The sequence below is a fragment of the Kocuria sp. CPCC 205231 genome (assembly GCF_040980965.1).
In the GTDB taxonomy this organism is placed as follows: Bacteria; Actinomycetota; Actinomycetes; order Actinomycetales; family Micrococcaceae; genus Kocuria; species Kocuria rosea.
Window position 1 is genome coordinate 227,695 of record NZ_JAVKPP010000006.1, and the last position, 22,552, is coordinate 250,246.

22 protein-coding genes, 1 tRNA gene, 1 other RNA gene and 1 pseudogene are annotated in these 22,552 nt (G+C 73.9%); 14 read left to right on the plus strand and 11 right to left on the minus strand.

What is annotated here, in order from left to right:
• Positions 1–18 precede the first annotated feature (18 nt).
• On the minus strand, positions 19–729 hold the full coding sequence (locus RF640_RS08495; RefSeq protein WP_109221741.1) for a queuosine precursor transporter: 711 nt from the start codon (positions 727–729) through the stop codon (positions 19–21).
• A gap of 226 nt (positions 730–955) precedes the next feature.
• Between RF640_RS08495 and RF640_RS08500 the strand changes: the two genes are divergently transcribed.
• Complete coding sequence (locus RF640_RS08500) at positions 956–1,813, plus strand: hydroxymethylpyrimidine/phosphomethylpyrimidine kinase (RefSeq protein ID WP_017833888.1); 858 nt, start codon at positions 956–958, stop codon at positions 1,811–1,813.
• A gap of 206 nt (positions 1,814–2,019) precedes the next feature.
• Positions 2,020–2,688 carry a TetR/AcrR family transcriptional regulator gene (locus tag RF640_RS08505; protein WP_368795051.1) on the plus strand — a complete coding sequence of 223 codons (669 nt, stop codon included), beginning with the start codon at positions 2,020–2,022 and terminating at the stop codon, positions 2,686–2,688.
• Here RF640_RS08505 and RF640_RS08510 read toward each other — a convergent pair.
• A complete protein-coding gene (locus RF640_RS08510; protein ID WP_368795052.1) occupies positions 2,672–3,022 on the minus strand; it encodes a type II toxin-antitoxin system VapB family antitoxin in 351 nt (116 codons plus the stop codon). The genes RF640_RS08505 and RF640_RS08510 overlap by 17 nt on opposite strands.
• Before the next feature lie 68 nt (positions 3,023–3,090).
• Positions 3,091–4,458, minus strand: coding sequence for a hypothetical protein (locus RF640_RS08515; RefSeq protein WP_368795053.1), 1,368 nt, complete (start codon positions 4,456–4,458; stop codon positions 3,091–3,093).
• A 181-nt stretch (positions 4,459–4,639) separates the two neighbouring features.
• Between RF640_RS08515 and RF640_RS08520 the strand changes: the two genes are divergently transcribed.
• Positions 4,640–5,434 (plus strand): hypothetical protein, encoded by a 795-nt coding sequence (locus RF640_RS08520; protein WP_368827474.1) that lies wholly within the window; start codon positions 4,640–4,642, stop codon positions 5,432–5,434.
• Positions 5,435–5,574: 140 nt separating this feature from the next.
• Here RF640_RS08520 and RF640_RS08525 read toward each other — a convergent pair.
• Positions 5,575–5,659, minus strand: a tRNA-Ser gene (locus tag RF640_RS08525).
• A gap of 132 nt (positions 5,660–5,791) precedes the next feature.
• Here RF640_RS08525 and ffs point away from each other — a divergent pair.
• The 6 genes from ffs (at position 5,792) to RF640_RS08555 (ending at position 12,447) form a co-directional block, all read left to right on the plus strand.
• An RNA gene (ffs, locus tag RF640_RS08530) (signal recognition particle sRNA small type) lies at positions 5,792–5,888 on the plus strand.
• Positions 5,889–5,963: 75 nt separating this feature from the next.
• Positions 5,964–9,020, plus strand: a complete 3,057-nt coding sequence (locus RF640_RS08535; protein WP_368827476.1) for a DNA polymerase III subunit gamma and tau — start codon at positions 5,964–5,966, stop codon at positions 9,018–9,020.
• A gap of 91 nt (positions 9,021–9,111) precedes the next feature.
• Entirely contained in the window at positions 9,112–9,708 is a 597-nt protein-coding gene (recR, locus tag RF640_RS08540; RefSeq protein WP_017833883.1) for a recombination mediator RecR, read from the plus strand.
• Positions 9,709–9,804: 96 nt separating this feature from the next.
• Positions 9,805–11,091 carry an aspartate kinase gene (locus tag RF640_RS08545; protein ID WP_017833882.1) on the plus strand — a complete coding sequence of 429 codons (1,287 nt, stop codon included), beginning with the start codon at positions 9,805–9,807 and terminating at the stop codon, positions 11,089–11,091.
• Positions 11,092–11,137: 46 nt separating this feature from the next.
• Positions 11,138–12,073: a hypothetical protein gene (locus RF640_RS08550; protein ID WP_035927837.1), complete on the plus strand. Its 936-nt coding sequence runs from the start codon at positions 11,138–11,140 to the stop codon at positions 12,071–12,073.
• Positions 12,070–12,447, plus strand: coding sequence for a Rieske 2Fe-2S domain-containing protein (locus tag RF640_RS08555; RefSeq protein ID WP_368827479.1), 378 nt, complete (start codon positions 12,070–12,072; stop codon positions 12,445–12,447). Before RF640_RS08550 ends, RF640_RS08555 begins: the two co-directional genes overlap by 4 nt.
• Positions 12,448–12,454: 7 nt before the next feature.
• Here RF640_RS08555 and RF640_RS08560 read toward each other — a convergent pair whose 3' ends face one another.
• The 3 genes and pseudogenes from RF640_RS08560 to RF640_RS08570 form a co-directional block, all read right to left on the minus strand.
• Positions 12,455–12,643 carry a helix-turn-helix domain-containing protein gene (locus RF640_RS08560; protein WP_368795364.1) on the minus strand — a complete coding sequence of 63 codons (189 nt, stop codon included), beginning with the start codon at positions 12,641–12,643 and terminating at the stop codon, positions 12,455–12,457.
• Positions 12,644–12,688: 45 nt separating this feature from the next.
• Positions 12,689–13,069 (minus strand): annotated as a pseudogene (locus tag RF640_RS08565) (helix-turn-helix domain-containing protein); the annotation flags it as partial.
• Positions 13,066–13,614: a hypothetical protein gene (locus RF640_RS08570; RefSeq protein ID WP_368827481.1), complete on the minus strand. Its 549-nt coding sequence runs from the start codon at positions 13,612–13,614 to the stop codon at positions 13,066–13,068. The gene RF640_RS08570 and the pseudogene RF640_RS08565, both read right to left, overlap by 4 nt.
• A 188-nt stretch (positions 13,615–13,802) precedes the next feature.
• On the opposite strand from RF640_RS08570, the gene purS reads away from it, so the two are divergent.
• From purS to cls, 5 genes are all read left to right on the plus strand, one after another.
• Positions 13,803–14,066, plus strand: coding sequence for a phosphoribosylformylglycinamidine synthase subunit PurS (gene purS, locus RF640_RS08575; RefSeq protein ID WP_031283211.1), 264 nt, complete (start codon positions 13,803–13,805; stop codon positions 14,064–14,066).
• Between the two features lie 2 nt (positions 14,067–14,068).
• A complete protein-coding gene (gene purQ / locus RF640_RS08580) occupies positions 14,069–14,863 on the plus strand; it encodes a phosphoribosylformylglycinamidine synthase subunit PurQ (protein ID WP_017833876.1) in 795 nt (264 codons plus the stop codon).
• 17 nt (positions 14,864–14,880) lie between these two features.
• Complete coding sequence (purL, locus tag RF640_RS08585) at positions 14,881–17,178, plus strand: phosphoribosylformylglycinamidine synthase subunit PurL (protein ID WP_176337355.1); 2,298 nt, start codon at positions 14,881–14,883, stop codon at positions 17,176–17,178.
• 93 nt (positions 17,179–17,271) lie between these two features.
• The gene (locus tag RF640_RS08590; RefSeq protein WP_017833874.1) at positions 17,272–17,790 is read left to right on the plus strand and encodes a GNAT family N-acetyltransferase; all 519 of its coding nucleotides are present in this window, start codon (positions 17,272–17,274) and stop codon (positions 17,788–17,790) included.
• Between the two features lie 31 nt (positions 17,791–17,821).
• On the plus strand, positions 17,822–19,315 hold the full coding sequence (gene cls / locus RF640_RS08595) for a cardiolipin synthase (protein WP_176337354.1): 1,494 nt from the start codon (positions 17,822–17,824) through the stop codon (positions 19,313–19,315).
• A gap of 16 nt (positions 19,316–19,331) precedes the next feature.
• Here the strand turns inward: cls and RF640_RS08600 are convergent, their stop codons facing one another.
• The 4 genes from RF640_RS08600 to RF640_RS08615 form a co-directional block, all read right to left on the minus strand.
• Positions 19,332–20,165 carry an anti-sigma factor gene (locus RF640_RS08600; protein ID WP_176337353.1) on the minus strand — a complete coding sequence of 278 codons (834 nt, stop codon included), beginning with the start codon at positions 20,163–20,165 and terminating at the stop codon, positions 19,332–19,334.
• Positions 20,149–20,712, minus strand: coding sequence for an RNA polymerase sigma factor (locus RF640_RS08605; protein ID WP_035927855.1), 564 nt, complete (start codon positions 20,710–20,712; stop codon positions 20,149–20,151). Before RF640_RS08605 ends, RF640_RS08600 begins: the two co-directional genes overlap by 17 nt.
• Before the next feature lie 129 nt (positions 20,713–20,841).
• Positions 20,842–21,528 (minus strand): class F sortase, encoded by a 687-nt coding sequence (locus RF640_RS08610; protein WP_017833869.1) that lies wholly within the window; start codon positions 21,526–21,528, stop codon positions 20,842–20,844.
• A gap of 98 nt (positions 21,529–21,626) precedes the next feature.
• Positions 21,627–22,445: a DUF4397 domain-containing protein gene (locus tag RF640_RS08615; protein ID WP_035927860.1), complete on the minus strand. Its 819-nt coding sequence runs from the start codon at positions 22,443–22,445 to the stop codon at positions 21,627–21,629.
• Between the last annotated feature and the right edge of the window lie 107 nt (positions 22,446–22,552).

Consider the following 22,552-nt stretch of genomic DNA (forward strand, 5'->3'; position numbering starts at 1 on the left):
GCGGGGCGCCCGGGCCCGTCAGCGCTGGGGTGCGAGGGCCGCCCCCGGGACGGCGGTCTCGCCGTAGGTCGGCTCCCGGCGCTTGAGCCAGCCGATCACGGCGTAGGTCACCGGCATGACCAGCACCTCGACCAGGACCTTGTACACGTAGCCCACCACCACGTAGTTGAGGAAGTCGGCCGCGGTGGTGATGCCGATGACCGGGGCCGCGACGGTGCAGAAGATCACGGTGTCCACGAGCTCGCCCACGAGCGTCGAGCCGATGAGCCGGGCCCACAGGTGCTTCTCCCGCGTGCGCGCCTTGATCCGGACCATCACGAACGCGTTCAGCAGCTGCCCCGCGAGATAGCCCAGCAGGGAGCCGGCCACGATGAGCGGGACGGGGCCGAGCACGGACTCGAAGGCCGCCTGGCCCTCGTAGAACTCCGCCGGGGGCAGAGCGATGACCAGCCAGAACACGACCGAGGAGAACAGTCCCGCGGCGAAGGACGTGACGATGGCGCGGCGCGCGGCCCGGAAGCCGTAGACCTCCGCCACGACGTCGCCCAGGACGTAGGCGAGGGGGAAGAGGAAGAAGCCTCCGTCGGTGATGACGGGGCCGAACGCGACGCCCTTGGTCGCGGCGACGTTGGAGAGCACCAGGACCACGCAGTACGCCGCGACCACCAGGTCGAAGTACGTGCGGGGACGGCGGGCGAACCCGGCGGGGGCAGGAGCGGAGGAGGACACGGTCGGTCACCAATCTGTCGTGACGCGGCGCCGGCCCGCGCGGGGCGGACGCCGAGGGTCGATCTGTGCGGTGTGCTGGACGGACCCGGGGCGCCCGCCTGCCACCCGGGAGCCCCTTTCCCGCCGCCGCGGGCCCCTGCGGGGACCGCGTGCCGGCCGGAGACCGTCCGACAGTCTAGCCCCGGCGGTTGGCCCCGGCACCGCGCGGGGGCGCAGAATGGCTCCCATGACCGACACCAGCACCGTTCCCACGCCCGCCGCGGCGGGCCCCGCCGACCAGCCGTCCGTCGCCCTGACGATCGCCGGCTCCGAGGCCACCGGCGGCGCCGGCGCCCAGGCGGACCTCAAGACCTTCCAGGAGCTCGGGGTCTTCGGCTCCCTCGCGCTGACCTGCATCGTGTCCTTCGACCCGTCCGCCGACTGGGGCCACCGCCTGTTCCCCGTGCCGCAGGACGTCCTGCGCGAGCAGCTCGAGGCGATCACGGCCGCCCACGCGCTCGACGCCGTGAAGATCGGCATGCTGGGCAGCCCCGAAACCATCGCCACCACCGCCGAGGTGCTCACCGCGCTGGCCCCGCGCCACCTCGTCCTGGACCCGGTCCTCATCTGCAAGGGCCAGGAGCCCGGCGCGGCCCTGGACACGGACGAGGCGCTGAAGGCGAAGATCCTGCCGCTGGCCACGTTCGTGACCCCGAACCACTTCGAGTCCCTCTCCCTGGCCGGCATGGACGAGATCAGCACGGTCGAGGACCTCGAGGAGGCCGCCCGGCGGATCCACGAGACGTCCGGCGCCGTGGTCCTCGCCAAGGGCGGGGTCCGCCTCGCGGGCCCCGACGCCGTCGACGTCTTCTACGACGGGACGACCCTCGAGGTGCTCTCCGAGCCCAAGGTCGGCGAGGTCCCGGTGGCCGGGGCCGGCTGCACGCTGGCCGCCGCGGTCGCCGCGGAGCTGGCGAAGGGGGCCGCGCCCCTCGAGGCGGCCCGCACCGCGAAGGCCTTCGTCTCCGCCGGCATCCGGCGCCGGATCACCTCGCGCGCCCCGTTCGACTCCCTCTGGCAGGGCGGCTCGGCCGCCGAACGGTGAGCGGGCGGCGGGCCCGGCCGCCGGATCGGCACCCGGGCCCGCCGTGCCCCACCCCGCGCGTGCTGGGGGTTTCCTGGATGTTTCCCCAGACTGTCTGCGCGAAGGAGCCCGAACGCGGGAAACGGTGGTGTCATAGTCAGACACACCGTCACCAAGGCCCAGAAAAGTGTGCATAATTTGGTGACACGGACAGATAAGGTGTCATCATGCCTCGTATTTCTGCGGCCACCAACGCCGCGCAGCGGGAGAACACCAAACGAGCGATCCTCGACTCCTTCGGCCAGCTGCTCTACCAGCAGGGCCTCACCGGTCTGACCATGACGCACGTGGCCAAGAACGCCGGCGTGGGCCGCACCGCGGTCTACAACTACTTCGCGGACATGGGCGAGCTCCTCGTGGCCTACGCCCTGGACGAGACCGAGCGGTTCATGACCGACCTGCGCCGCGACCTCGAGGGCGTCGCCAACCCGGTCGACCGGCTCGCCGTCTACATCCGCGCCCAGATCGAGGACCTCACCCGGCGCCACCTGCCCCCGGGCCCCACCATGCGCACCGTCCTCTCCCCGGAGGACTACCAGAAGCTGGGCGAGCACGTGGGCGAGCTGCAGGGCCTGCTGGCCGCCATCCTGCGGGACGCGATCGGCCGGGCCTACCTGCCGGAGGGCGACATCTCGGAGCTCGCCGCCCTGGTCCACGGGTCCCTGACCGCCGCGGCGGACCGCGGCCAGAACTCCGACCAGGACCGGGCGGCGCGGGAGCAGCACATCCGCTCCACCGTCCGCTTCATCCAGCAGGGCCTGGGGGCGCAGTTCGACGCCGGGGGCCACCCCGTGCCGCTCGCGCCCGAGCGGCCACCCCTCAGCGCGGCGTCCTGACCGCGTCCCCCTCGCTCCCCGCCCGCGTGCCTGGCGCGGGGGCGAGTTCCAGCACGCGCGCGTGCAGCACGGTGCGGTGGTGCAGCGCGGTGCGCAGCGCCCGGTGCAGCCCGTCCTCCAGGTAGAGGTCGCCCTCCCACCGCACCACGTGCGGGAAGAGGTCGCCGTAGAAGGTGGAGTCCGCGTCCAGCAGGGTCGCCAGGTCCAGGGTGGTCTTCGTGGTGACCAGCTCGTCCAGCCGGACCTGCCGCGGCGCGATGCCGGACCAGTCGGTCGGCGTGACGAGGCCGTGGTCCGGGTACGGGCGGGAGTCGCCCACGGCCTTGAAGATCATGCGTTCATCCTAGGGGCGGGCCCCGCAGGAGGCACCTGCGGGGCCCGCCGGCCGGCGCGTGCCCGGGGTCAGCCGCGGGTCACGGTGACGGCCCGGGTGGTGGCGTTCCACTCGATCCGCCCGCCGGTGTAGTTCTGGGCCGCGCCGCCCGGGGTGCTGTACTCGTCGGTGGTCGGATAGCCCAGTCCCCGCTCGTGACCCAGCGCCGCCCACTTCTGGCCGATGGCCCCGTACTCCTTGACCGCCCTCGATCCGGTGCGCGCGGACCACAGGATTTTGGTCCGCTTCCCGGATGCGTCGAAGACCTGGTAGGCGCCGCCGTCGGCGACCCGGCGCTCGTCCGTCCGCGGCGGGCCGTAGCTGCCCGCGTAGCCGCCTGCCGCGAACTTCTGGCCGATGGACCCGCCGTAGTCGACCACCCGGGTCCCGGTGGTCCCGGACCAGTAGAGGGCCTTGTCCCGTCCGTCGGCGCCGGCGAAGCGCTGGTAGACGGAGCCGTGCCCGGAGGCGTACTCCGCGCTGACCGGGGTGGCCCACGCGGTGCCGCCCAGCGCCGCCCACGTGCGGCCGATCGCACCGGTGAGCTGGTACCCGCCGACCACGTCGTTGCCCGTCGGCGAGACGGTCTCGGGCTTCGGGGTGGCGCCGGCGTAGAGGCGGTCGACGTCGTCGCCGACCAGGTCGGCCAGGTCGTAGTTGGTGTGGTGCAGCCCGGGCATGACCACGCGGTCCGCCTTCGGGAACCCGGCCTTCTGGTACGCGGCGGCGCCCTTGCCGGCCGCTTCCAGCGCGGACCAGGTGGACGGCTGGGTGGCGCCGTAGCTGTCGAGGGAGCCGACGTACCAGGTCGGGTCCGTGGCCCGGAGCGCGGCGTCGGGAGTGCTCTCGAGCCGGCCGTTGTAGACGCCGCCGCCGCCGATGAGGGTCGACCCGCCGCCGCGGATCCAGCCCGCCCGGTCGGAGAGCACCTCGGTGGAGATGAACTCGGCGCCGCCGGAGTACCCGGCCAGGTGGATGCGGGTCGCGTCGACCCGCTGTTCGGCGACGACCTTGGCCGCCAGGGCCCGGAACCAGTCCCCGACCGCCTCGCTGTTGGAGGTCCAGGACCGGTTGGCCGGGGCGACCGGCACCACGAGGATCATGTTCCGGGCCGCGGCCCGGGCGGCCATGCTCTTGAGCATCGACGTGGTGGGGCGCTGGGCGTAGTACTGTCCGTCGCCGTCGAAGTAGAAGACCACGCCCACGGTCTTCGAGCGGTCCACCCCGGCGTCGTAGAGGTGGTACTGGGAGGAGATGCCGGCGGCGGTGTGGACTGTGTTGGTCGTCGAGGCGTGGGCCGGGGCGGCCGCGCCGGCCATCGTCCCGGCGAGCATCGCGCCGGCCAGCAGAGCGGCCGGCAGTGCGGTCGAGGGCATGGGGAATGAAGGCAGCTTCATGAGGACCTCTTGGGGGGAGAGAGGACGGTGGGCGCGCAGCCGGGGGGCAGCTGCGAGTGTGGCGGAACAGCCCGTTCCGCCACATCAGCAGGGTATTGCATTAGTGAACGCAGGGAACGGAACGACGTAAAGTTACGGTGTACTCCTGTCCCGCCCGCTTCCCCCCGGAGAGACCGCCCCCATGACCCTTCGCCCCCTGGCGCTGGCCGCCCTGCTCCTGCTCGCCCCCGTGCCGGGAGCGGCCCACGCCGCCGAGACCGCGCTACCCCCCGCGACGGGCGCGGACTCCCCCGCCGCAGTCCCGTCCCCCGCGCCCCCGTCCGACGACGAGCCGGCCGGCCCCCGGCCGGGAACCGGTCCCGCCGAGGCCCCCCACACCACGCCCGAGCCCGGCGGAGCCCCCGCGCCGGAGCCCGGCGGCACGGCGCCGGGCGCGCACCTCTCCCCCGCTCCCGGCGGGCACGCGGCACCGGAGCCCGGCGGAGTCCGCGCCGAGGACGGCCGTGCCGGAGACGCCCGTGCAGGGGACGGCGGCGCGGGGAACGACCGTGCAGGAGGTGACCGCGCAGGAGGTGACCGCGCAGGGGATGCCCGCCCGGAGGCGGCCCCCGGCACGCCCTCGGGTGCGGACTCGAGCCCCGGCTCGGACCCGGACCGGGGCCCGGACCCGGGGGAGCTCTCCGCCCTGGAGCGCGCCTCCTTCGTCGGGCCCGGCCCCGCCGCGGCCCACCGTCCCGGCTCCGGAGCGCTGGTCCGGGACGGGGCCGCGCTGCGGGCACAGGTCCTGGCGGGGCAGCAGCAGGTGACGCCCGGGACGCTCACGCGCATCTCGGTGGGAACCGTGACCCGGGTTCCCGCGCAGGACGCGACCGGGGACTCCTCCACCGCGTGGTGGGCCGGTGGGCTCGCGGCACTGGGCGCCGCGGCGGCCGGCGTCGTCGTCGCCCGCAGGTCCCGCGCGCGCCGCCCGCACTGAGGGACGGCCGCCGGGGCGCCGCGGCGGCCGGGTCCGCGGGCCGGCGACCCACGGGCCGGTGGGCCGCGAGCCGGCGGAGGAACGAGAAAGAGCCCCGCACCGGGATGAACGTCTCCGGTGCGGGGCTCTTGCTGCAAGTGCGGAGGATGGGGGATTTGAACCCCCGAGGGCGTGAACCCAACACGCGTTCCAGGCGTGCGCCATAGGCCGCTAGGCGAATCCTCCAGGCACGCACGACCGGCGGCCTGACGGTGCCGGAACATGCGGGGTCCAGCATAACCGAACCGCCGGGCAATGCCGAATCCACGGCGCCGGGGCCGGGTTTCGACCCGGCCCGCCGCATCCGCTAGACTTGTCGACAGCCCCTCGCGTGGCGTCATCCTGTTGAACTCCCCCAGGACCGGAAGGTAGCAAGGGTAAATGGGCTCTGGCGGGTGCGCGAGGGGTCTTCTCGTCCCCGCGGCGGCCCGCGTCCCCAGCGCCGATCCGCCCGGCCCGCCTGTCGGATTCCGTCGCTAAGGTGTCATCTGTGACTACCGCCCTGTACCGCCGCTACCGCCCGGAGACCTTCGAGGACGTCATCGGTCAGGAGCACGTGACCGAGCCGCTGATGACGGCGCTGCGCAAGGACAGGGTCAGCCACGCCTACCTCTTCTCCGGCCCGCGCGGCTGCGGCAAGACCACCTCCGCCCGCATCCTGGCCCGCTGCCTCAACTGCGCGGAGGGCCCCACCGCCACCCCGTGCGGCCGCTGCGACAGCTGCCGCGACCTGGCCCGGGACGGCGCCGGCTCCCTCGACGTGATCGAGATGGACGCGGCCAGCCACGGCGGCGTGGACCACGCCCGCGACCTGCGGGAGCGCGCCACGTTCGCGCCCGTCCGGGACCGGTACAAGATCTTCATCATCGACGAGGCGCACATGGTCACGCGCGAGGGCTTCAACGCCCTGCTCAAGATCGTCGAGGAGCCGCCGGAGCACATCAAGTTCATCTTCGCGACCACCGAGCCGAGCAAGGTGCTCACCACCATCCGGTCCCGCACCCACCACTACCCCTTCCGGCTGGTCCCCACCGAGCCGCTCATGCACTACCTGGAGCAGCTCTGCGCCGAGGAGCACGTGCAGGTGGCCCCGGGGGTGCTCTCCCTCGTGGTCCGCGCGGGCGCCGGATCCGTCCGCGACACCCTATCCGTGCTCGACCAGCTCATGGCCGGCTCCGACGAGCAGGGCATCGGCTACGACCTCGCCGTGGCCCTGCTGGGCTACACGCACGGCGCCCTGCTCGACGACGTGGTCGACGCCTTCGCGTCGGGGGACGGCGCCACGGTGTTCCGCGCGGTGGACCGGGTGGTGCAGACGGGGCAGGACCCGCGCCGCTTCGTGGAGGACCTGCTCGAGCGGTTCCGGGACCTCATCATCGTCAACGCGGTCCCGGAGTCCGCGGGCAACATCCTGCACGGGATGCCCCAGGACCAGATCGCCCGGCTGCGCAACCAGGCGTCCCAGCTCGGGGCGGCGGAGCTCTCCCGCGCCGCCGACATCACGAACACGGCCCTCACCGAGATGACGGGGGCCACCTCGCCCCAGCTGCACCTCGAGCTGCTGTGCGCGCGCATCCTCCTGCCGTCCTCGGAGGACACCACGCGCGGCGTCACGGCCCGCGTCGACCGGCTGGAACGGCGCCTGAGCATCGGCCGGGGCGCCGCCGCAGCCGGTCCGGACGAGACCGCCGACGCCCCCGCGGCCTCCTCCGCCGCGCCGACCGCGCCGGCGGGTCCGGGCGCCCCGCCCGGGGGCCGGAGCCACTCGCAGCCCGCCCCTGCGCCGGAGCGACCGGCACCGCCCGCGCCCGGCGGGAACGCGCAGCAGGCGGTCCCGCGGGGGACGGATCCGCGGGAGCGGACCGGACAGGGCTCGGGGCAGGACGCCGGGCGCGCCGCGGCGGCTCCCGAGCGCCCGTCCGCCCGGGAGGACAGCGGACCGGAGCGGCCCACCGGACGGGAGGCGCCCGCCGCAGCGGAGCGTCCTGACGCGCCGCGGCAGGACGCCGCGGCGCAGGCGCCCCGCCAGGACACGCCCCGGGCGGGCGAGCAGGGCGGCAACGAGATCGACCTGCTGCGGGCCTCCTGGCCGGAGATCGTCAACGCCCTCGCGGACATCCGCCGCGTCGCGTGGTTCACGGTCCAGCGCGGCACCCCGCAGTCCTTCGACGGCAAGGTGCTGCGCATCATGTTCGACGCCGAGGGCGACCTCATGAACTTCCCGCGCTTCGAGGACGACCTGCGGCAGGCGGTCCAGCAGATCCTCGGCATCGACTGCCGTGCGGAGGCCGTCCCGCCGGGCGGCGGCGGGCACGGCCGGGACGGTGGCGGCGGCGGAGCCCCGCGCGGCCCGGAGCCGTCGACGCGCCCGCCCGGGCGCCCGGCGGAACCGGGGCCCGGGACCGACGGGGAGCGCCCCGAGCGGCGCGCCCCCGAGGACCGGTCCCGGGGCGGCCAGGACCGGCGACCCCCGGCCCAGGACCGGCCGGGCGCACCGCGCGGCCGGGAGCAGCAGCCGACCCCGCCCCGGGCCGCGAGCACGCCCCCGGACGGCGCACCGGGCACCGCGACGGACTCCGCGCCGGAGCCGCCCGCGGGCGCGCCGTCCCCGGACGGGGACGGCGGCGGCCAGGACCCCTGGGACGCCCACGGCCGACCCGCCACGGACGCGCCGGCGGAGTGGACCGACCCCGCCTGGGCCCAGGAGCCCGTGCACAGCTGGTCCGTGGCCGCCATTCCCCAGGGCGGCGCCCCGGCCGGGCCCCCGGCCGCACCCGCACCCCGGGCTCCGGCGCAGCCCGAGGCCCGGCCGCCGGGACCGGCCCGGACGGCGGAGGACCCCGCCGGCGCCCAGCCCGCCGACCGGCCGGCACCGCAGCCCGGGACGCAGCCCGGAGCACCGTCCGGCCCCGGTCGGACCGGGCGCCCGGGCCCCGCCCTCCCCGGCGAGGCCCCGGGGGCACGGGACCGGGACGTCCCCCCGTCGGACGACGACGTCCCGCCGCCCGAGGAGCCCCCGTACCCGGACGATCCCCCTTACCCCGACGACCTGGACGCGGCGCCCCCGGAGCAGTGGCGGCCCGCGGCCCCCGCACGGCAGAGCCCTGCGTCCGCTCCCCGTTCCGGGGGCGGACCCGGCAACCGGTCGACCGGCAGCGCCACGCCACCCACCGCCCACCCGGCCGCCCGCCCGGAGGATCCCCGGACCGCGACGGGCGCCTCTGCCCCGGCTCCGACGGCGAACCCGGCGGCCCCAGCGGCCCCGGCCGCCCCGCAGCAGGACGCCCCGTCGGCGGCACCGGCCGGCGCCGACCGGAACGCACGGCTGAGCTTCCGGGAGCGCCACGCCGCGGCCATCGCCGCGGGGCGCAAGGCACCCGCCTCCGCCGCGGCCCCGCAGGACAGCGGCGTAGAATGGGACGACTCCTTCGTGCCCAGCTCGGACGACGAGGCGCTCGAGGACTCCACCCTCTACGGCCGCGCCGCGATCGAGCGGATCCTCGGGGGGATGCTGATCGAGGAGCGGGACCTCCACACCGGGGAGTGAGCCGGGACCGCCCCGCGCACCGGCACCCCGGTGACGTCGTGGCCGAGGACGATCAGGAGGGCCGTGCACCGGCCCGGAAATCGAGGGAAACGTGTACGAAGGCGCTGTTCAGGATCTGATCGACGAACTGGGCCGGTTGCCCGGCGTCGGGCCGAAGTCCGCGCAGCGGATCGCGTTCCACCTCCTCGACGCCGACAAGGAGGACGTCCGGCGGCTGGCCGACGCCATGACGGCGGTCAAGGACAAGGTGAAGTTCTGCCGGATCTGCGGGAACGTGTCCGAGCTGGACGAGTGCGCCATCTGCCGCGACGCCCGCCGGGACGACAGCGTCATCTGCGTGGTCGAGGAGTCGAAGGACGTCATGGCCATCGAGCGCACCCGCAGCTTCCGCGGCCGGTACCACGTCCTGGGCGGGGCGATCAGCCCCATCCAGGGCATCGGCCCCGACCAGCTGCGCATCCGGGAGCTCATGACGCGGCTCTCCGGGGACACCGTGCAGGAGGTCGTGCTCGCCACCGACCCGAACCTGGAGGGCGAGGCCACCGCCACCTACCTCTCCCGCATGCTCAAGACCCTCGGGATCCGCGTGACCCGCCTGGCCTCCGGGCTGCCCGTGGGCGGCGATCTCGAGTACGCCGACGAGGTGACCCTCGGCCGCGCGTTCGAGGGCCGGACGGTCGTCGCCTGACGCACTCGCGTAGGATGTCCTGGTGCCCTGCCGCGGGGAGCGGGCGCACGGCCCGGCCCCGACCGCCGGCCGCCCTCGAGCACAGGAGTTGAACCCATGAGCCTGATCGTGCAGAAGTTCGGTGGATCCTCCGTCGCGGACGCCGACGGCATCCGCCGCGTTGCACGGCGTATCGTCGAGACGCGCAACAGGGGCCACGACGTCGTCGTCGTCGTCTCCGCGATGGGCGACACCACGGACGAGCTCCTGGACCTCGCCCACGAGGTCACCCGCAAGCCCCCGGCCCGCGAGCTCGACATGCTGCTCACCGCCGGCGAGCGGATCTCCATGGCGCTGCTGGCCATGGCGGTGTCCGGGATGGGCGCTCCCGCCCAGTCCTTCACCGGGTCGCAGGCGGGGATGGTCACCGACGGCGCGCACGGCGCCGCCCTCCTCGTGGAGGTCAATCCGCTGCGCGTGCGCGAGTCCCTGGACCAGGGCAACATCGCGATCATCGCCGGGTTCCAGGGCGTGCACCGCCAGACCAAGGACATCACCACCCTGGGCCGCGGCGGCTCGGACACCACGGCCGTGGCGCTGGCCGCGGCCCTCGACGCCGACGTCTGCGAGATCTACTCCGACGTCGACGGCGTGTTCACCGCCGATCCCCGCATCGCGCCCAGGGCCCGCAAGCTGGACGTGGTCAGCAGCGAGGAGATGCTCGAGCTCGCCGCGAACGGCGCGAAGATCCTGCACCTGCGCTGCGTCGAGTACGCCCGCCGCTTCGGCGTGAAGCTGCACGTCCGCTCGTCCTTCTCCCACAACGAGGGCACCTGGGTCATCCCGGGCCCCGAAGACGCCGTCACCTCCCCGAAGGAGATCCCGTTGGAACAGCCGCTCATCTCCGGCATCGCCCACGACCGCACGCAGGCGAAGGTCACCGTCGTCGGAGTGCCGGACAAGCCCGGCATCGCCGCCCGGATCTTCCGGCTGCTCGCGGAGGCGAAGGTCAACGTGGACATGATCGTGCAGAACATCTCCACCGGCGACGACCCGCTGACGGACCTCTCCTTCACGGTGGACGAGTCCCAGGGCGATCTGGCCATGAGCCTGCTGCGCGCCGCCGAGGAGAAGATCGGCTACGCGGGCCTGGAGTACGACGACGAGGTCGGCAAGCTCTCCCTCGTGGGCGCCGGCATGAAGTCGAACCCCGGGGTGACCTTCACGTTCTTCGAGGCGCTCGCGGCCGCGAACATCAACATCGACATGATCTCGACCTCCGAGGTCCGGATCTCGGTGGTCACGGCCGCCGACCGGCTCGACGAGGCCGTGCGCGTGGTGCACAGCGCCTTCGGCCTGGACTCCGACGAGGAGGCCACGGTCCACGCGGGGACCGGCCGCTGATCCCCGTGCCGCGCTCCACCGGTCCGTCGACGACGGGGCGGGTCCCGTGACCCGCCCCGTCGTCGTCCTGTCCCGCGCGGAGTGGGCGCCGCGGTCGCACGCCCACGAGCAGCGCGCGGCGCGCCGCGCGGACCCGTTCGTGGCCCGCCGCCACCGCGGGCACAAGCACCCGGTCGAGGACTTCCTGTTCACCTACTACACCCTCAAGCCCGCGCAGCTGAAGCGCTGGCACCCCGGGGCGGGCACCGTGCTGCTGGACGCCGCGGACCGCGCCGGGGAGAAGTTCTACCGCGCGCTCACCGGCGCCGAGCTCACGGCCCTGGGGCTCAGCGCCCGGGACGGGGCCGTGACCGTCGACGACGACGCCCTCCGGGACCGGCGGGCCCCCGCGATCGACTTCGCCCGGGCGGTGCTGGGCGCGCACGCGGGCAACCCGGGCTTCTTCGGCTGCTTCGGCCTGCACGAGTGGGCGATGGCCTACCGCTCGGAGGACAACGACCTCCGCCACGAGCAGCTCGAGCTGCGGCTCGGGGCCGCGGGCACGGACGCCGTGGTGGAGTCCGCCCGGATCCGGTGCACCCACTTCGACGCGTTCCGGTTCTTCCAGCCGCAGGCCGTGCCGCTCAACGAGCTGCGGCCCACCCGGGAGTCCCAGCGCCGGATGGAGCAGCCGGGCTGCCTGCACGCCACCATGGACCTCTACAAGTGGGCGTACAAGCTCGTCCCGGGGATCCCCTCCGAGCTGCTGATGGACTGCTTCGAGCTGGCGTGGGACGTGCGGGAGACGGACATGCGGGCCGCCCCCTACGACCTCTCCGGCTGGGGCTACGAGCCCGTGCGGATCGAGACGCCGGAGGGCAAGGCCGAGTACGTGCGCCGGCAGCGGGAGTTCGCCCGGCGCGCCGAGCCGCTGCGCCGCCGGCTCGGCGCGGCCCTCGAGGTCCTCGACCCGGCCCGCGCCACCGACGGGGCGGCGGCGTGAGCGCGCCCGGGGAGCCCGCCGGCGGCTGGGAGCGGATCGTGGCGGTCTCCGCCGTGCCGGACCCGCTCGACTTCGTGACGGCGCCCTCCGGCACGGGGCCGGTCCTCGTCACCCGTGACGCCGAGGGCGCGCTGCACGTGCTGCGCAACACCTGCACCCACCAGCAGGCCACCGTGTGCCGGGAGTCCGCCGGGCGCGCCGAGACGTTCGAGTGCCCCAACCACTTCTGGGTCTTCGCCGCCGACGGGCGGTTCGTGGGGTCCCGCCTGGCCCTGGCGGCCGGCCGGGAGGCACCGCCGGACCCCGCCAAGGACCTCCTGCGGGCGGCGGCGGTCGACGTGGTCGAGGGCTGGGTCGTGGCCCGCTTCGACTGAGGCGGGGTCAGTGCGGCGCGGGCGCGCCGTCGTCGTCGCGCCGCTGCCGCCCCGCGAGCCAGGCCTGGACGTCCGAGCGCCGGATGCGGCGGTGGCTGCCCCGGTACTGCACGGGCAGGGTGCCCTCGGTGGTGAGGTTGCGCAGATAGGTGGCCGAGATCCCGGCGAGGGCGGCCGCCTGCGAGGTGGTCAGCAGGTCCTCCGGGGAGTCGGGGGCGGCCCCGTCCTCGCCGTGGCGGGCGAGCCAGGCCTGGACGTCCGCGCGCCGGATCCGGCGGTGGCTGCCCCGGTACTGCACGGGGAGGACGCCCTCCGTGGTGAGGTTGCGCAGATAGGTGGCCGAGATGCCGGCGAGCGCGGCCGCCTGAGAGGTGGTCAGCAGGTCCCCGGGGTCCGCCGGCGGCTCCGCGGCGGCGGTCACCGCGGCGGACGTCACCGTGACGGTCTCCCCGCGGGTCATCCGGGAGAGGAGGTCCACGACGGCGTCGCGCGCCCCCTCCGGCAGGCGCAGGGAGGTGCCGTCCACGAAGACCGTCACGTCCCGGGCCTCGAGGGCGTCCGCGAGCCGCTCGGCCTCCCGGCCGCTGAGTCCGGGGGTGGTCGTCGCTGGGTGCTGGGTCATGGGCCCATTGTTCCAGCACCGCCCCGTCCCCCTCCGTCGGCGGCGGACCGGGCTCGGTCCGTCCCGCGCCGCCAGCGGAGGACGGCGAGCCACAGCAGCACTCCCGCCAGGCCCATCGTGCCGGGCACGAGCACGGGGGACGGCCCGACGGCCCCGCTGGTGGCCGCCCACAGCCGGGCCGCGCCCGACATCGCGTCCCAGGCCTCGGCGTACCGCGGGTCCAGCGGTCCGGCCCGCAGGTTCGCCAGGACGTGCTCGTAGACGCCGTAGGCGCTGCCGAGCACGGAGACGACCGCGGCGACCCGCACGGTGCGGGCCGTCCCGGTGGTGCGCCGCACCAGCCACGCCACGGCCCCGAGCAGCAGCACGGCCAGCACCGCCCACGGCACCAGCTGGGCGGGTCCCTGCCAGTGCCGCAGCATCGCCAGCTCGGTCAGGGCGCCGAGAACCGTGCCGATCCCCAGCAGGGTCAGGACCCGGCGGTAGACCGAGACCAGGCGTGCGTCGTCGGTGCGGGCCCCTGCGGTCTGCGGTGCGGTGCTCATGGCACCACGGTCTACCGGACACGCCTTGGAGAATCCCGGGGGCCCACCGCCCGGGCGGCCTGCCGGCAGGTGACCCCTACCACACCCGGCGGGCGGTCCGGGCCCGGCACGACCGGCGTGCCCGAGCCGATAGAATGGCTGACGTTCGCCGGATCCCGGCCCGCTGCTCGACCCTCAGGAGTTCCCCGATGGCCCGCATTGTTGTCGACGTCATGCCCAAGCCCGAGATCCTCGACCCGCAGGGGAAGGCGATCGCCAACGAACTGCCCCGCATCGGCCTGGACGGCTTCGCCGGTGTCCGGCAGGGCAAGCGCTTCGAGCTGACCGTCGACGGCGAGGCCACCGAGGACGCGCTGGCCCAGGCCCGCGAGGCCGCGGAGAAGCTGCTCTCCAACCCCGTCATCGAGGACGTCGTGCGCGTGGCCGTGCTCGACGAGACCGAGGAGAACTGAGCATGGCCGGTCTCGAGACCCCCCTCATCGCGGATCTCTCCGGCCCCGCGCCGGACGCTGGGCTCGCCGGCGCGCGCGTCGGCGTCGTGACCTTCCCCGGCACCCTCGACGACCGCGACGCGGCGCGCGCCGTGACGCTGGCCGGCGGCACCCCCGTCCCCCTCTGGTACGCCGACGAGGACCTGCAGGGCGTCGACGCCGTGATCCTGCCCGGCGGCTTCTCCTACGGCGACTACCTGCGCGCCGGGGCCATCGCCCGGTTCGCCCCCATCATGGCGCCGATCATCGACGGCGCGAACGCCGCGGGCACCTCCGGGTCCGCCCCGCTGCCGGTCCTCGGGATCTGCAACGGCTTCCAGATGCTCACCGAGTCGCACCTGCTGCCGGGTTCCATGATCAAGAACGAGCGCCTGAAGTTCCTGTGCCGGGACCAGCGCCTGCGCGTGGAGAACAGCACGACCGTGTGGACCACCGAGTTCGAGCAGGGCCAGGAGATCGTGGTCCCGCTCAAGAACCAGGACGGCCAGTACGTGGCGGACGAGCGGACCCTCGACGCCCTCGAGGCCGAGGGCCGCGTGGTCTTCCGCTACGTCGGGGGCAACCCCAACGGGTCCCGGCGGGACATCGCCGGGATCTGCAACGCCGGCGGCAACGTGGTGGGCCTCATGCCGCACCCCGAGCACGCGGTCGAGCCGGGCTTCGGCGCGGACTCCTCGGCCTCCGGCGAGGTCGGCATGCGCGACGGCACGGACGGGCTGGGCCTGTTCGTCTCCGCCCTCAAGGCACTGGTCAAGTAAGGGACACCGAGCACTCCATGAGCGACAAGCACTTCAACCTGGACACCGTCGAGCACGCGACGGCCACCCCCGACACCGAGCTGCCCTGGGCCGAGCTGGGCCTCAAGGACAACGAGTTCGAGGAGATCAAGAAGATCCTCGGCCGCCGGCCCACCGCCGCGGAGCTCGCCATGTACTCGGTCATGTGGTCCGAGCACTGCTCCTACAAGTCCTCCAAGGTCCACCTGCGCCAGTTCGGCGAGAAGGTCACCGAGGAGATGAAGAAGGACCTGCTGGTGGGCATCGGCGAGAACGCCGGCGTCACCGACCTCGGGGACGGCTGGGCCGTGACCTTCAAGATCGAGTCCCACAACCACCCGTCCTACGTGGAGCCCTACCAGGGCGCCGCCACGGGCGTCGGCGGGATCGTGCGCGACATCATCTCGATGGGCGCCCGGCCCGTGGCCGTCATGGACCCGCTGCGCTTCGGGGCGATCGACCACCCGGACACCGCGCGCGTGGTGCACGGCGTGGTGGCGGGCGTGGGCGGCTACGGCAACTCCCTGGGCCTGCCCAACGTGGGCGGGGAGGTCGTCTTCGACTCCTGCTACCAGGGCAACCCGCTCGTCAACGCGCTCGCCGTGGGCGTGATGCGCCACGAGGACATCCGCCTTGCCAACGCCTCCGGCGTGGGCAACAAGGTGGTGCTGTTCGGCGCCCGCACCGGCGGCGACGGCATCGGGGGCGCCTCCGTGCTCGCCTCGGAGTCCTTCGACGACGCCAAGCCGTCCAAGCGGCCGGCCGTCCAGGTGGGCGACCCGTTCGCGGAGAAGGTGCTCATCGAGTGCTGCCTCGAGCTGTTCAAGGGCTCCCTCGTGGAGGGCATCCAGGACCTGGGGGCCGCGGGCATCTCGTGCGCCACCTCGGAGCTGGCCTCCAACGGGGAGGGCGGCATGCACGTGGACCTGACCCAGGTGCTCCTGCGCGACCCCACCCTGACCCCGGGCGAGATCCTCATGTCGGAGTCCCAGGAGCGCATGATGGCGGTCGTGACCCCCGAGAAGGTCGCCGCCTTCGAGGCCGTGATGGACAAGTGGGACGTCGAGCACTCCTGGATCGGCGAGGTCACCGGCACCGGCCGGCTCGTGATCGAGTGGGACGACGAGGTCATCGTCGACGTCGACCCCCGCACCGTCGCCCACGAGGGCCCCGTCTACGACCGGCCGTACACCCGGCCCGTGGACCAGGACCGGCTCCAGGCCGACCGCTTCGCCGGATCCCCGGCCGACGCCGGGCGACCCTCGGGCGCGGAGCTCAAGCACGCCGTCCTCGAGCTCATGGCCTCCCCGAACCTCTGCGCCAAGGACTGGGTCACCGACCAGTACGACCGCTACGTGCAGGGCAACACCGCCATGGCGATGCCCGACGACGCCGGGGTGGTCCGCGTGGACGAGGAGACCGGCCTCGGCGTGGCCCTGTCCACCGACTGCAACGGCCGCTACGCCTACCTGGACCCGTACGCCGGCGCGCAGCTGGCCCTGGCCGAGGCCTACCGCAACGTGGCCACCGCCGGCGCCCGCCCCGCGGCCGTCTCCGACTGCCTGAACTTCGGCTCCCCCGAGGACCCGGAGACCATGTGGCAGTTCGCCGAGGCCGTGCGCGGGCTCGCCGACGGCTGCCAGCAGCTGGGGGTGCCCGTGACGGGCGGCAACGTCTCCCTCTACAACCAGACCGGCGGCGTGGCCATCCACCCGACGCCCGTGGTGGCGATGCTGGGCGTGCTCGACGACGTCCGGCGGCGCACGCCGTCGGGCTGGCGCGAGGACGGCCAGGCGATCTACCTGCTCGGGACCACCCGGGACGAGCTGGACGGCTCCGAGTGGGCGAACCTGCGCGGGCACCTCGGCGGGCTCCCCCCGGCCGTGGACCTCGCCCAGGAGAAGCTGCTCGGCGACCTGCTGATCAACATGTCCCGCGACGGCATGATCGACGCCGCGCACGACGTCGCCGAGGGCGGCCTCGCGGCGACCCTCGCCGAGATGGCGCTGCGCTTCGACACCGGTGCGCGCATCGGGCTGGGCGAGGTGTGCGAGCGCGACGGCGTGGACCTGTTCACCATGCTCTTCTCCGAGACCCAGGGACGGGCCGTGGTGGCCGTGCCGCGCAGCGAGGAAGTACGGTTCAAGGACATGTGCACCATGCGCGCCTATCCGCACACGCGGATCGGCGTGGTGGACACCGAGAACCGCGCGCTGGACGTGCAGAGCGAGTTCGGCATCGGCCTGGACGAGCTCCGCACCGCGCACGAGGGCACGCTGCCGAAGCACTTCGGCTGATCCGCCGGGGGCGGATCCCCGCCCCCGGCACCCCGCTCCACGGATCCACCCAGTCCACCCTCGGCACCCGGACCCGCAGAAAGCAGCACCAGCATGACTGAGGACCTCGAGGCCCAGCGCCCCGCACCCGTCCTGGAGACGGAACGGCTCCTGCTCCGCCCCTTCACCGCCGAGGAGCTCGACGCCGTGGCGGCCGGCGAGCACGGCGCCCACTTCGCCCACGGCTTCCCGACCGCCGAGGACATGGACTTCGCCCGCGAGTCCCTCATGGCCGGGGGCTACTTCTTCACGGAGTCCGTGTACGCGCGGATGGCCGTCGTGGAGAAGTCGACCGGCGAGATCGTCGGCACGGCCGGCTTCGTGGGCCCGCCGATCGACGACGAGCTCGAGATCGTGGGCTCCCTCGCCGCGGACCGCCGGAACCTGGGCTACGCGCAGGAGGGCATCACCGCGCTGCTCGGCGTCGCGTTCGCGGACCCCGCGGTCACCGGGGTGCGCGCCAGCGTGCCCGGGGACAACGCGCCGGCCGCGCAGGTGCTCGTCGCCGCGGGCTTCGTCCACCGCGAGACCCCCGGTCCGGAGACCGACTACGTCCTGCCGCGCCCCGCGTAGACCGCGCGGCGCCGGAACCTAGACTGGCGAGGTGATCCCGGCCCTGTTCCCCTTCAGCGGCATCCCCGCGCACCTCCTCCCGGAGACCGCGACGATCGTCGTGCTGGTGCTGGGGCTGCTCATCAACCTGGTGGCCCTGGGCTGGATCCCGCACAACCGGCGGCCCTCCGTGGCCCTGGCCTGGCTGCTCGCGATCTTCCTGCTGCCCTACGTGGGGATCCTGCTGTTCCTGGCCATCGGCTCCGCCAAGCTGCCGAAGAAGCGGATGGCGATGCAGGCGAAGATGAACGACGTCATCCGCGAGAACACCCCGGACCTCCACATCCTGGGCAACACGGACGAGGAGCTGCCCGAGTGGGTGGCCTCCACCGCGGCCCTGAACTACAAGCTCGGCGCCCTGCCCATGGTCGGCGGCAACTCCTTCGAGATCCTCACCGACAACCACGAGGCGATGCGGATCATGGCGGACGCCGTGGACCGGGCCCGGGACTATGTCCACTTCGAGTTCTACATCGTGGCCATCGACGACGCCTCGCGTCCCCTCCTGGAGTCCTTGGTACGCGCCCACCGGCGGGGGGTGCGGGTGCGGGTGCTCATCGACCACCTCGGCTCCGTGGGCTACCCGGGGTACCGGGGGATGATCAAGCGCTTCGACGAGGCCGGGCTGCCGTGGCAGCGCATGCTGCCCGTCCGGCCGTGGAAGGGCGAGTGGCAGCGGCCCGACCTGCGCAACCACCGCAAGATCCTCGTGGTCGACGGCTCCCTGGCCTACACGGGTTCGCAGAACATCATCCACCGCTCCTACAACAAGCGCCGGAACCGCCGGAAGGGGCTCGAGTGGAAGGACCTGATGCTCGAGTGCACCGGTCCCGTGGTCGCCGAGCTCAACGCCCTGTTCACGAGCGACTGGTACTCCGAGACCGGCGACCTCCTGCTCGACGAGGCCGCCCGCGACCTCCCGGACACCCAGGGGCCGGTCTTCGCCCAGGTCGTGCCCTCCGGCCCCGGGTTCGAGACGGAGAACAACCTGCGCCTGTTCAACCACCTGATCTACAACGCCAACGAGCAGATCGTCATCGCCAGCCCGTACTTCGTCCCGGACGAGTCGCTGATGCACGCGCTGACCACCGAGGCGCAGTCCGGGGTGGACGTGCGGCTGTTCGTGGGCGAGACCTCGGACCACTTCCTGGCCTACCACGCCCAGAACTCCTACTACCAGGAGCTCGTCGAGGCCGGCGTGAAGATCTACCGGTACCGCTCCCCCACCGTGCTGCACGCCAAGTTCGTGCTCGTGGACGACTACGTCTCCGTGATCGGCTCGTCCAACATGGACGAGCGCTCGTTCGCCCTGGACCTCGAGATCTCCGTGTTCATCGCGGACCGGGACTTCCGGCGGCGGATGGACGCGGTGGTCGCCGAGTTCCTCGAGGCCAGCACCCTGCTGGACTTCGACGCGTGGAACCGTCGGCCGCTGTGGCACAAGTACGCCGACAACGTGGCCCGGCTGACCTCGGCCCTGCTCTGAGGGGCCGAGCCCCCGCTCAGACCTCCAGGACGCCGCGCACGATCGAGTCCCCCGAGTGCGTCGGGTCGCCGTCGATCGGCTCGTTCGAGACGTCCACGACCGGGAACTCGCCGACGTCCAGGTTCTCGGGCAGCACGAACACGGCCTCGTCCCCTGCCATCACGCCGAGGCTGACCATCCGCTGCGCGTCGGGGGCGAGCAGCCAGACCTCCTTGAACCCGTCCACGTCGGCGGGGTCGGTCCGCACCACCAGCTGACGGGTCCCGTCCGAGCGCTCGTCCACCTCCGCCGAGCCGCGGGCGGTGTAGCCGGCGAGGGGCTCGAGCTCCGCCGTGGCCAGCACCGTGGGGTCCGGCTCAAGGCCCAGGCGCTGCGCGCCCCAGACCGAGACGCCGCCCACGAGCAGCGCCGCGGCGGCCGCGGCGGCGGCCAAGGGGTACGGCACCCCGCGCCGGGGCCTGCGCCGGCGGGCGTCGAGGTCGACGACGGTCGCCCCGCCGCGCCCTGCGCCGTCGTCGCCCCGCGGGCCGGCCGCGGAGCCCGTGGGGGCGCCGACGGTGCCGGCGCTGTCCTCGGCGGCGGTGTCGCCGCGGGCGCTGTCCCGGGTGCCGGCGAACGGATCCGCCGCGACCTCGTCGGAGAGGCCCAGCTCGGCGTGGATCGCGGCCCAGACCCCGGGGCCGGGCGCCGTCACGGCGGGCGCCTCGGCCCGGCCGGCGTGCACGACGCGCTGCAGGGACGCGAGCTCGGCCGTGCAGTCCGCGCAGGAGGCGACGTGCTCCCGGCTCTGGGGGTCGAGGGCCTCACCCAGAGCCAGGAGCGTCAGCGACTCCTCACTCAGGTGTGCCATGACCGTCTCCCAATCGTGTACGTAGGTTCGTGAGGCCGCGCCTCAGATGACTCTTGACCGTGCCGAGGGGCAGGTCCAGGTGCTGTGCGATCTGCTGGTGCGTGAGCTCCTCGTAGAACGCCAGCGCCATGATCGTCGACTTCGGGGGCCCGAGCCGCTCGACCTCCGCCCGCACCACGAGCCGGTCCACCAGCAGGTCCGACTCCTCGTGCCGCGGCTCCCGGTCGGTGCGCACCGCGTCCGCCTGGCGCCGCTCCGCCTCGCGGCCGGCGGTCCTCGCGGCGTCGGCGATGCAGTTGCGCGCGATCCCGATGAGCCAGGCGGGGGCCGAGGAGTGCTCGGGGCGGTAGCCGGACCGGTACTTCCACGCCCGGATGAAGACCTCCTGCACCACGTCGTCGGCACCCGCGTCGTCGCGCAGCGCCCGGAGGGCGAGACCCCGGATGACCCCGGCGCAGTGCCGGTACGCGGCACTCAGCGCCTGCTCGTCCCCCGCGGCGAACGCGGCGTCGAGCTCGGGTCCCCAGTCCGGGGGCGGCGGCGGCATCGTGGAAGGACTCCTCGTGGGGCGGAGGTCGTGGTCGCGGGCGGCCGGGCGGTGCGCGGGCGCACGAGTCCTGCCCAGCCTAGTGGACACCGGCCATCCGGTCATGCGCCTCTCGCCTCCCTCCGCCGCTCAGGGCACCGGGACCGCCCGCAGCACCACGTTGTCCTCGTAGTCCCCGATCTCCTCGAGCCACTCCCCGCCGCACGTCACGAGGTGGAGCACCGGCTCGCCGGTCCGGCGGAACAGGTCCGCCTCCGCGAGGGACTTCTTGTGCACGTGCTGGACGGACTCGGTGCGGTAGCGCTGGACGCTCCCGTCCGCGCGCTCCACGCGGACCTCCGCCCCGACCGGCACGTCCTTGAGCTGCGCCATCGGCGTGACCTCGGTGAGGGTGTCGACGTGGCCGGCGACGACCGCGGCGCCCTCGTCCGCCCCGGGGGACGGACCGTACCGGTACCAGCCCAGCTCCACGTGGTTGTCCGGGATGGTCATGGCCCCGTTGTCCTCGACCCCCACCGGGACCACCGGCATGTCGATCGGGGAGCCGTCCACGACCACCCGCACGGGGGCGGGGACCTTCTCGGCGGGCGCCTGGGTGGCGGGAGCGACCGGGATCTCCGCGGGTGCCGCGGCGGACTGCGCCGGGGCCTCCGCGGAGACCGGACGGTCGAGGCCGGCGAGTGCCGGCACCGCCTCCTCGCCCTGGTACGGTCCCGCCGCCAGGGAGTTCGCGGGCGGCACGGCCCCGCTCTCCGGGAGAGCGGTGACGGCCGCTGCCGCGAGCAGGGACACCGAGGCGACCGCCCCGGCACCCACCGCCGCCAGACGACGACGGGTGCCGGGAGTTGTCGGTCCGGGCGCGCGGTGGGCCGCAGCCTGCCGCGCACCCGGACCGTGCCTGTCAGGACCGCTCACTACCGGCGGTTCCCCGCGAGCACCCGGCGGGCACCGTACGCCGCGCCGATCAGCCCGAGCGCACCGGCGGCCGCGAGGCCGGCGGTCAGCATCGTGCGCTGCTCCTGGGCCGCGAGGCCGGACTGGCCGCCCGGCACGGCCTCGGGCGCCTGCTCCATGCCCTCCAGGGTCTGGACGGCGAGGTCCAGGTTCCCGGCCTCGAGGGAGCCCCACGCGTACACGATGTTGTGGGTGCCCTCGGCGAGCTCGAGATCGGCGGGGCCGATGACGGGCTCGGTGGTGCCCGCGGCGGCCACGGACGCCGAGACCGTGCCGGCGTCGACCGGGAGGGTCTCCTCGTTCGGGTTCTCGAGCCCGGTGATGATCGCCTGGTCGCCCGCGAGGACGTCCACGGCCGGGGCCGCGGCCACGTGCCGGACGGTCAGGTGCGACTTCCCGGCCTCGATCTCGGACATGTCGTTGGTGAACAGGGCGGCCGTGGGGTTGCCCTCGGCGTCGAGGTGGGCCGCGGCCGTGTAGCTCATCCCGGTCTGCAGGTCGGCGGTGACGGGACCGATGATCGGCTCCGAGGCGTCGGCGGCGTCGGGGGCCGTGATGGCCAGGTCGTAGCTGCCGGCGGGCAGCTCCAGCGGGCCGGCCAGGGTGCCCGGCTCGAAGTCGTCGAGGGTGAGCTCACCGTTGACGTAGACGTCCACGACGGTGTCGGGGACGCCGTGGAGCACGGAGAGCTCGGCGTGCTCGGCGGCGAACGCCGGGCTCATGCTGAGGGCACCGGCACCGAGGCCGAGGACTGCTGCGGCGGAAAGGGTCTTGCGCATGGTAACTGCTCCTTGAACGGGCTCCCTGGCGGAAGCGGAATCGACCTTGCACCCGTACTACCGCCGTTGACCCCTCCGTGGATGCAGCAGGTCACATTTTTTCCGGG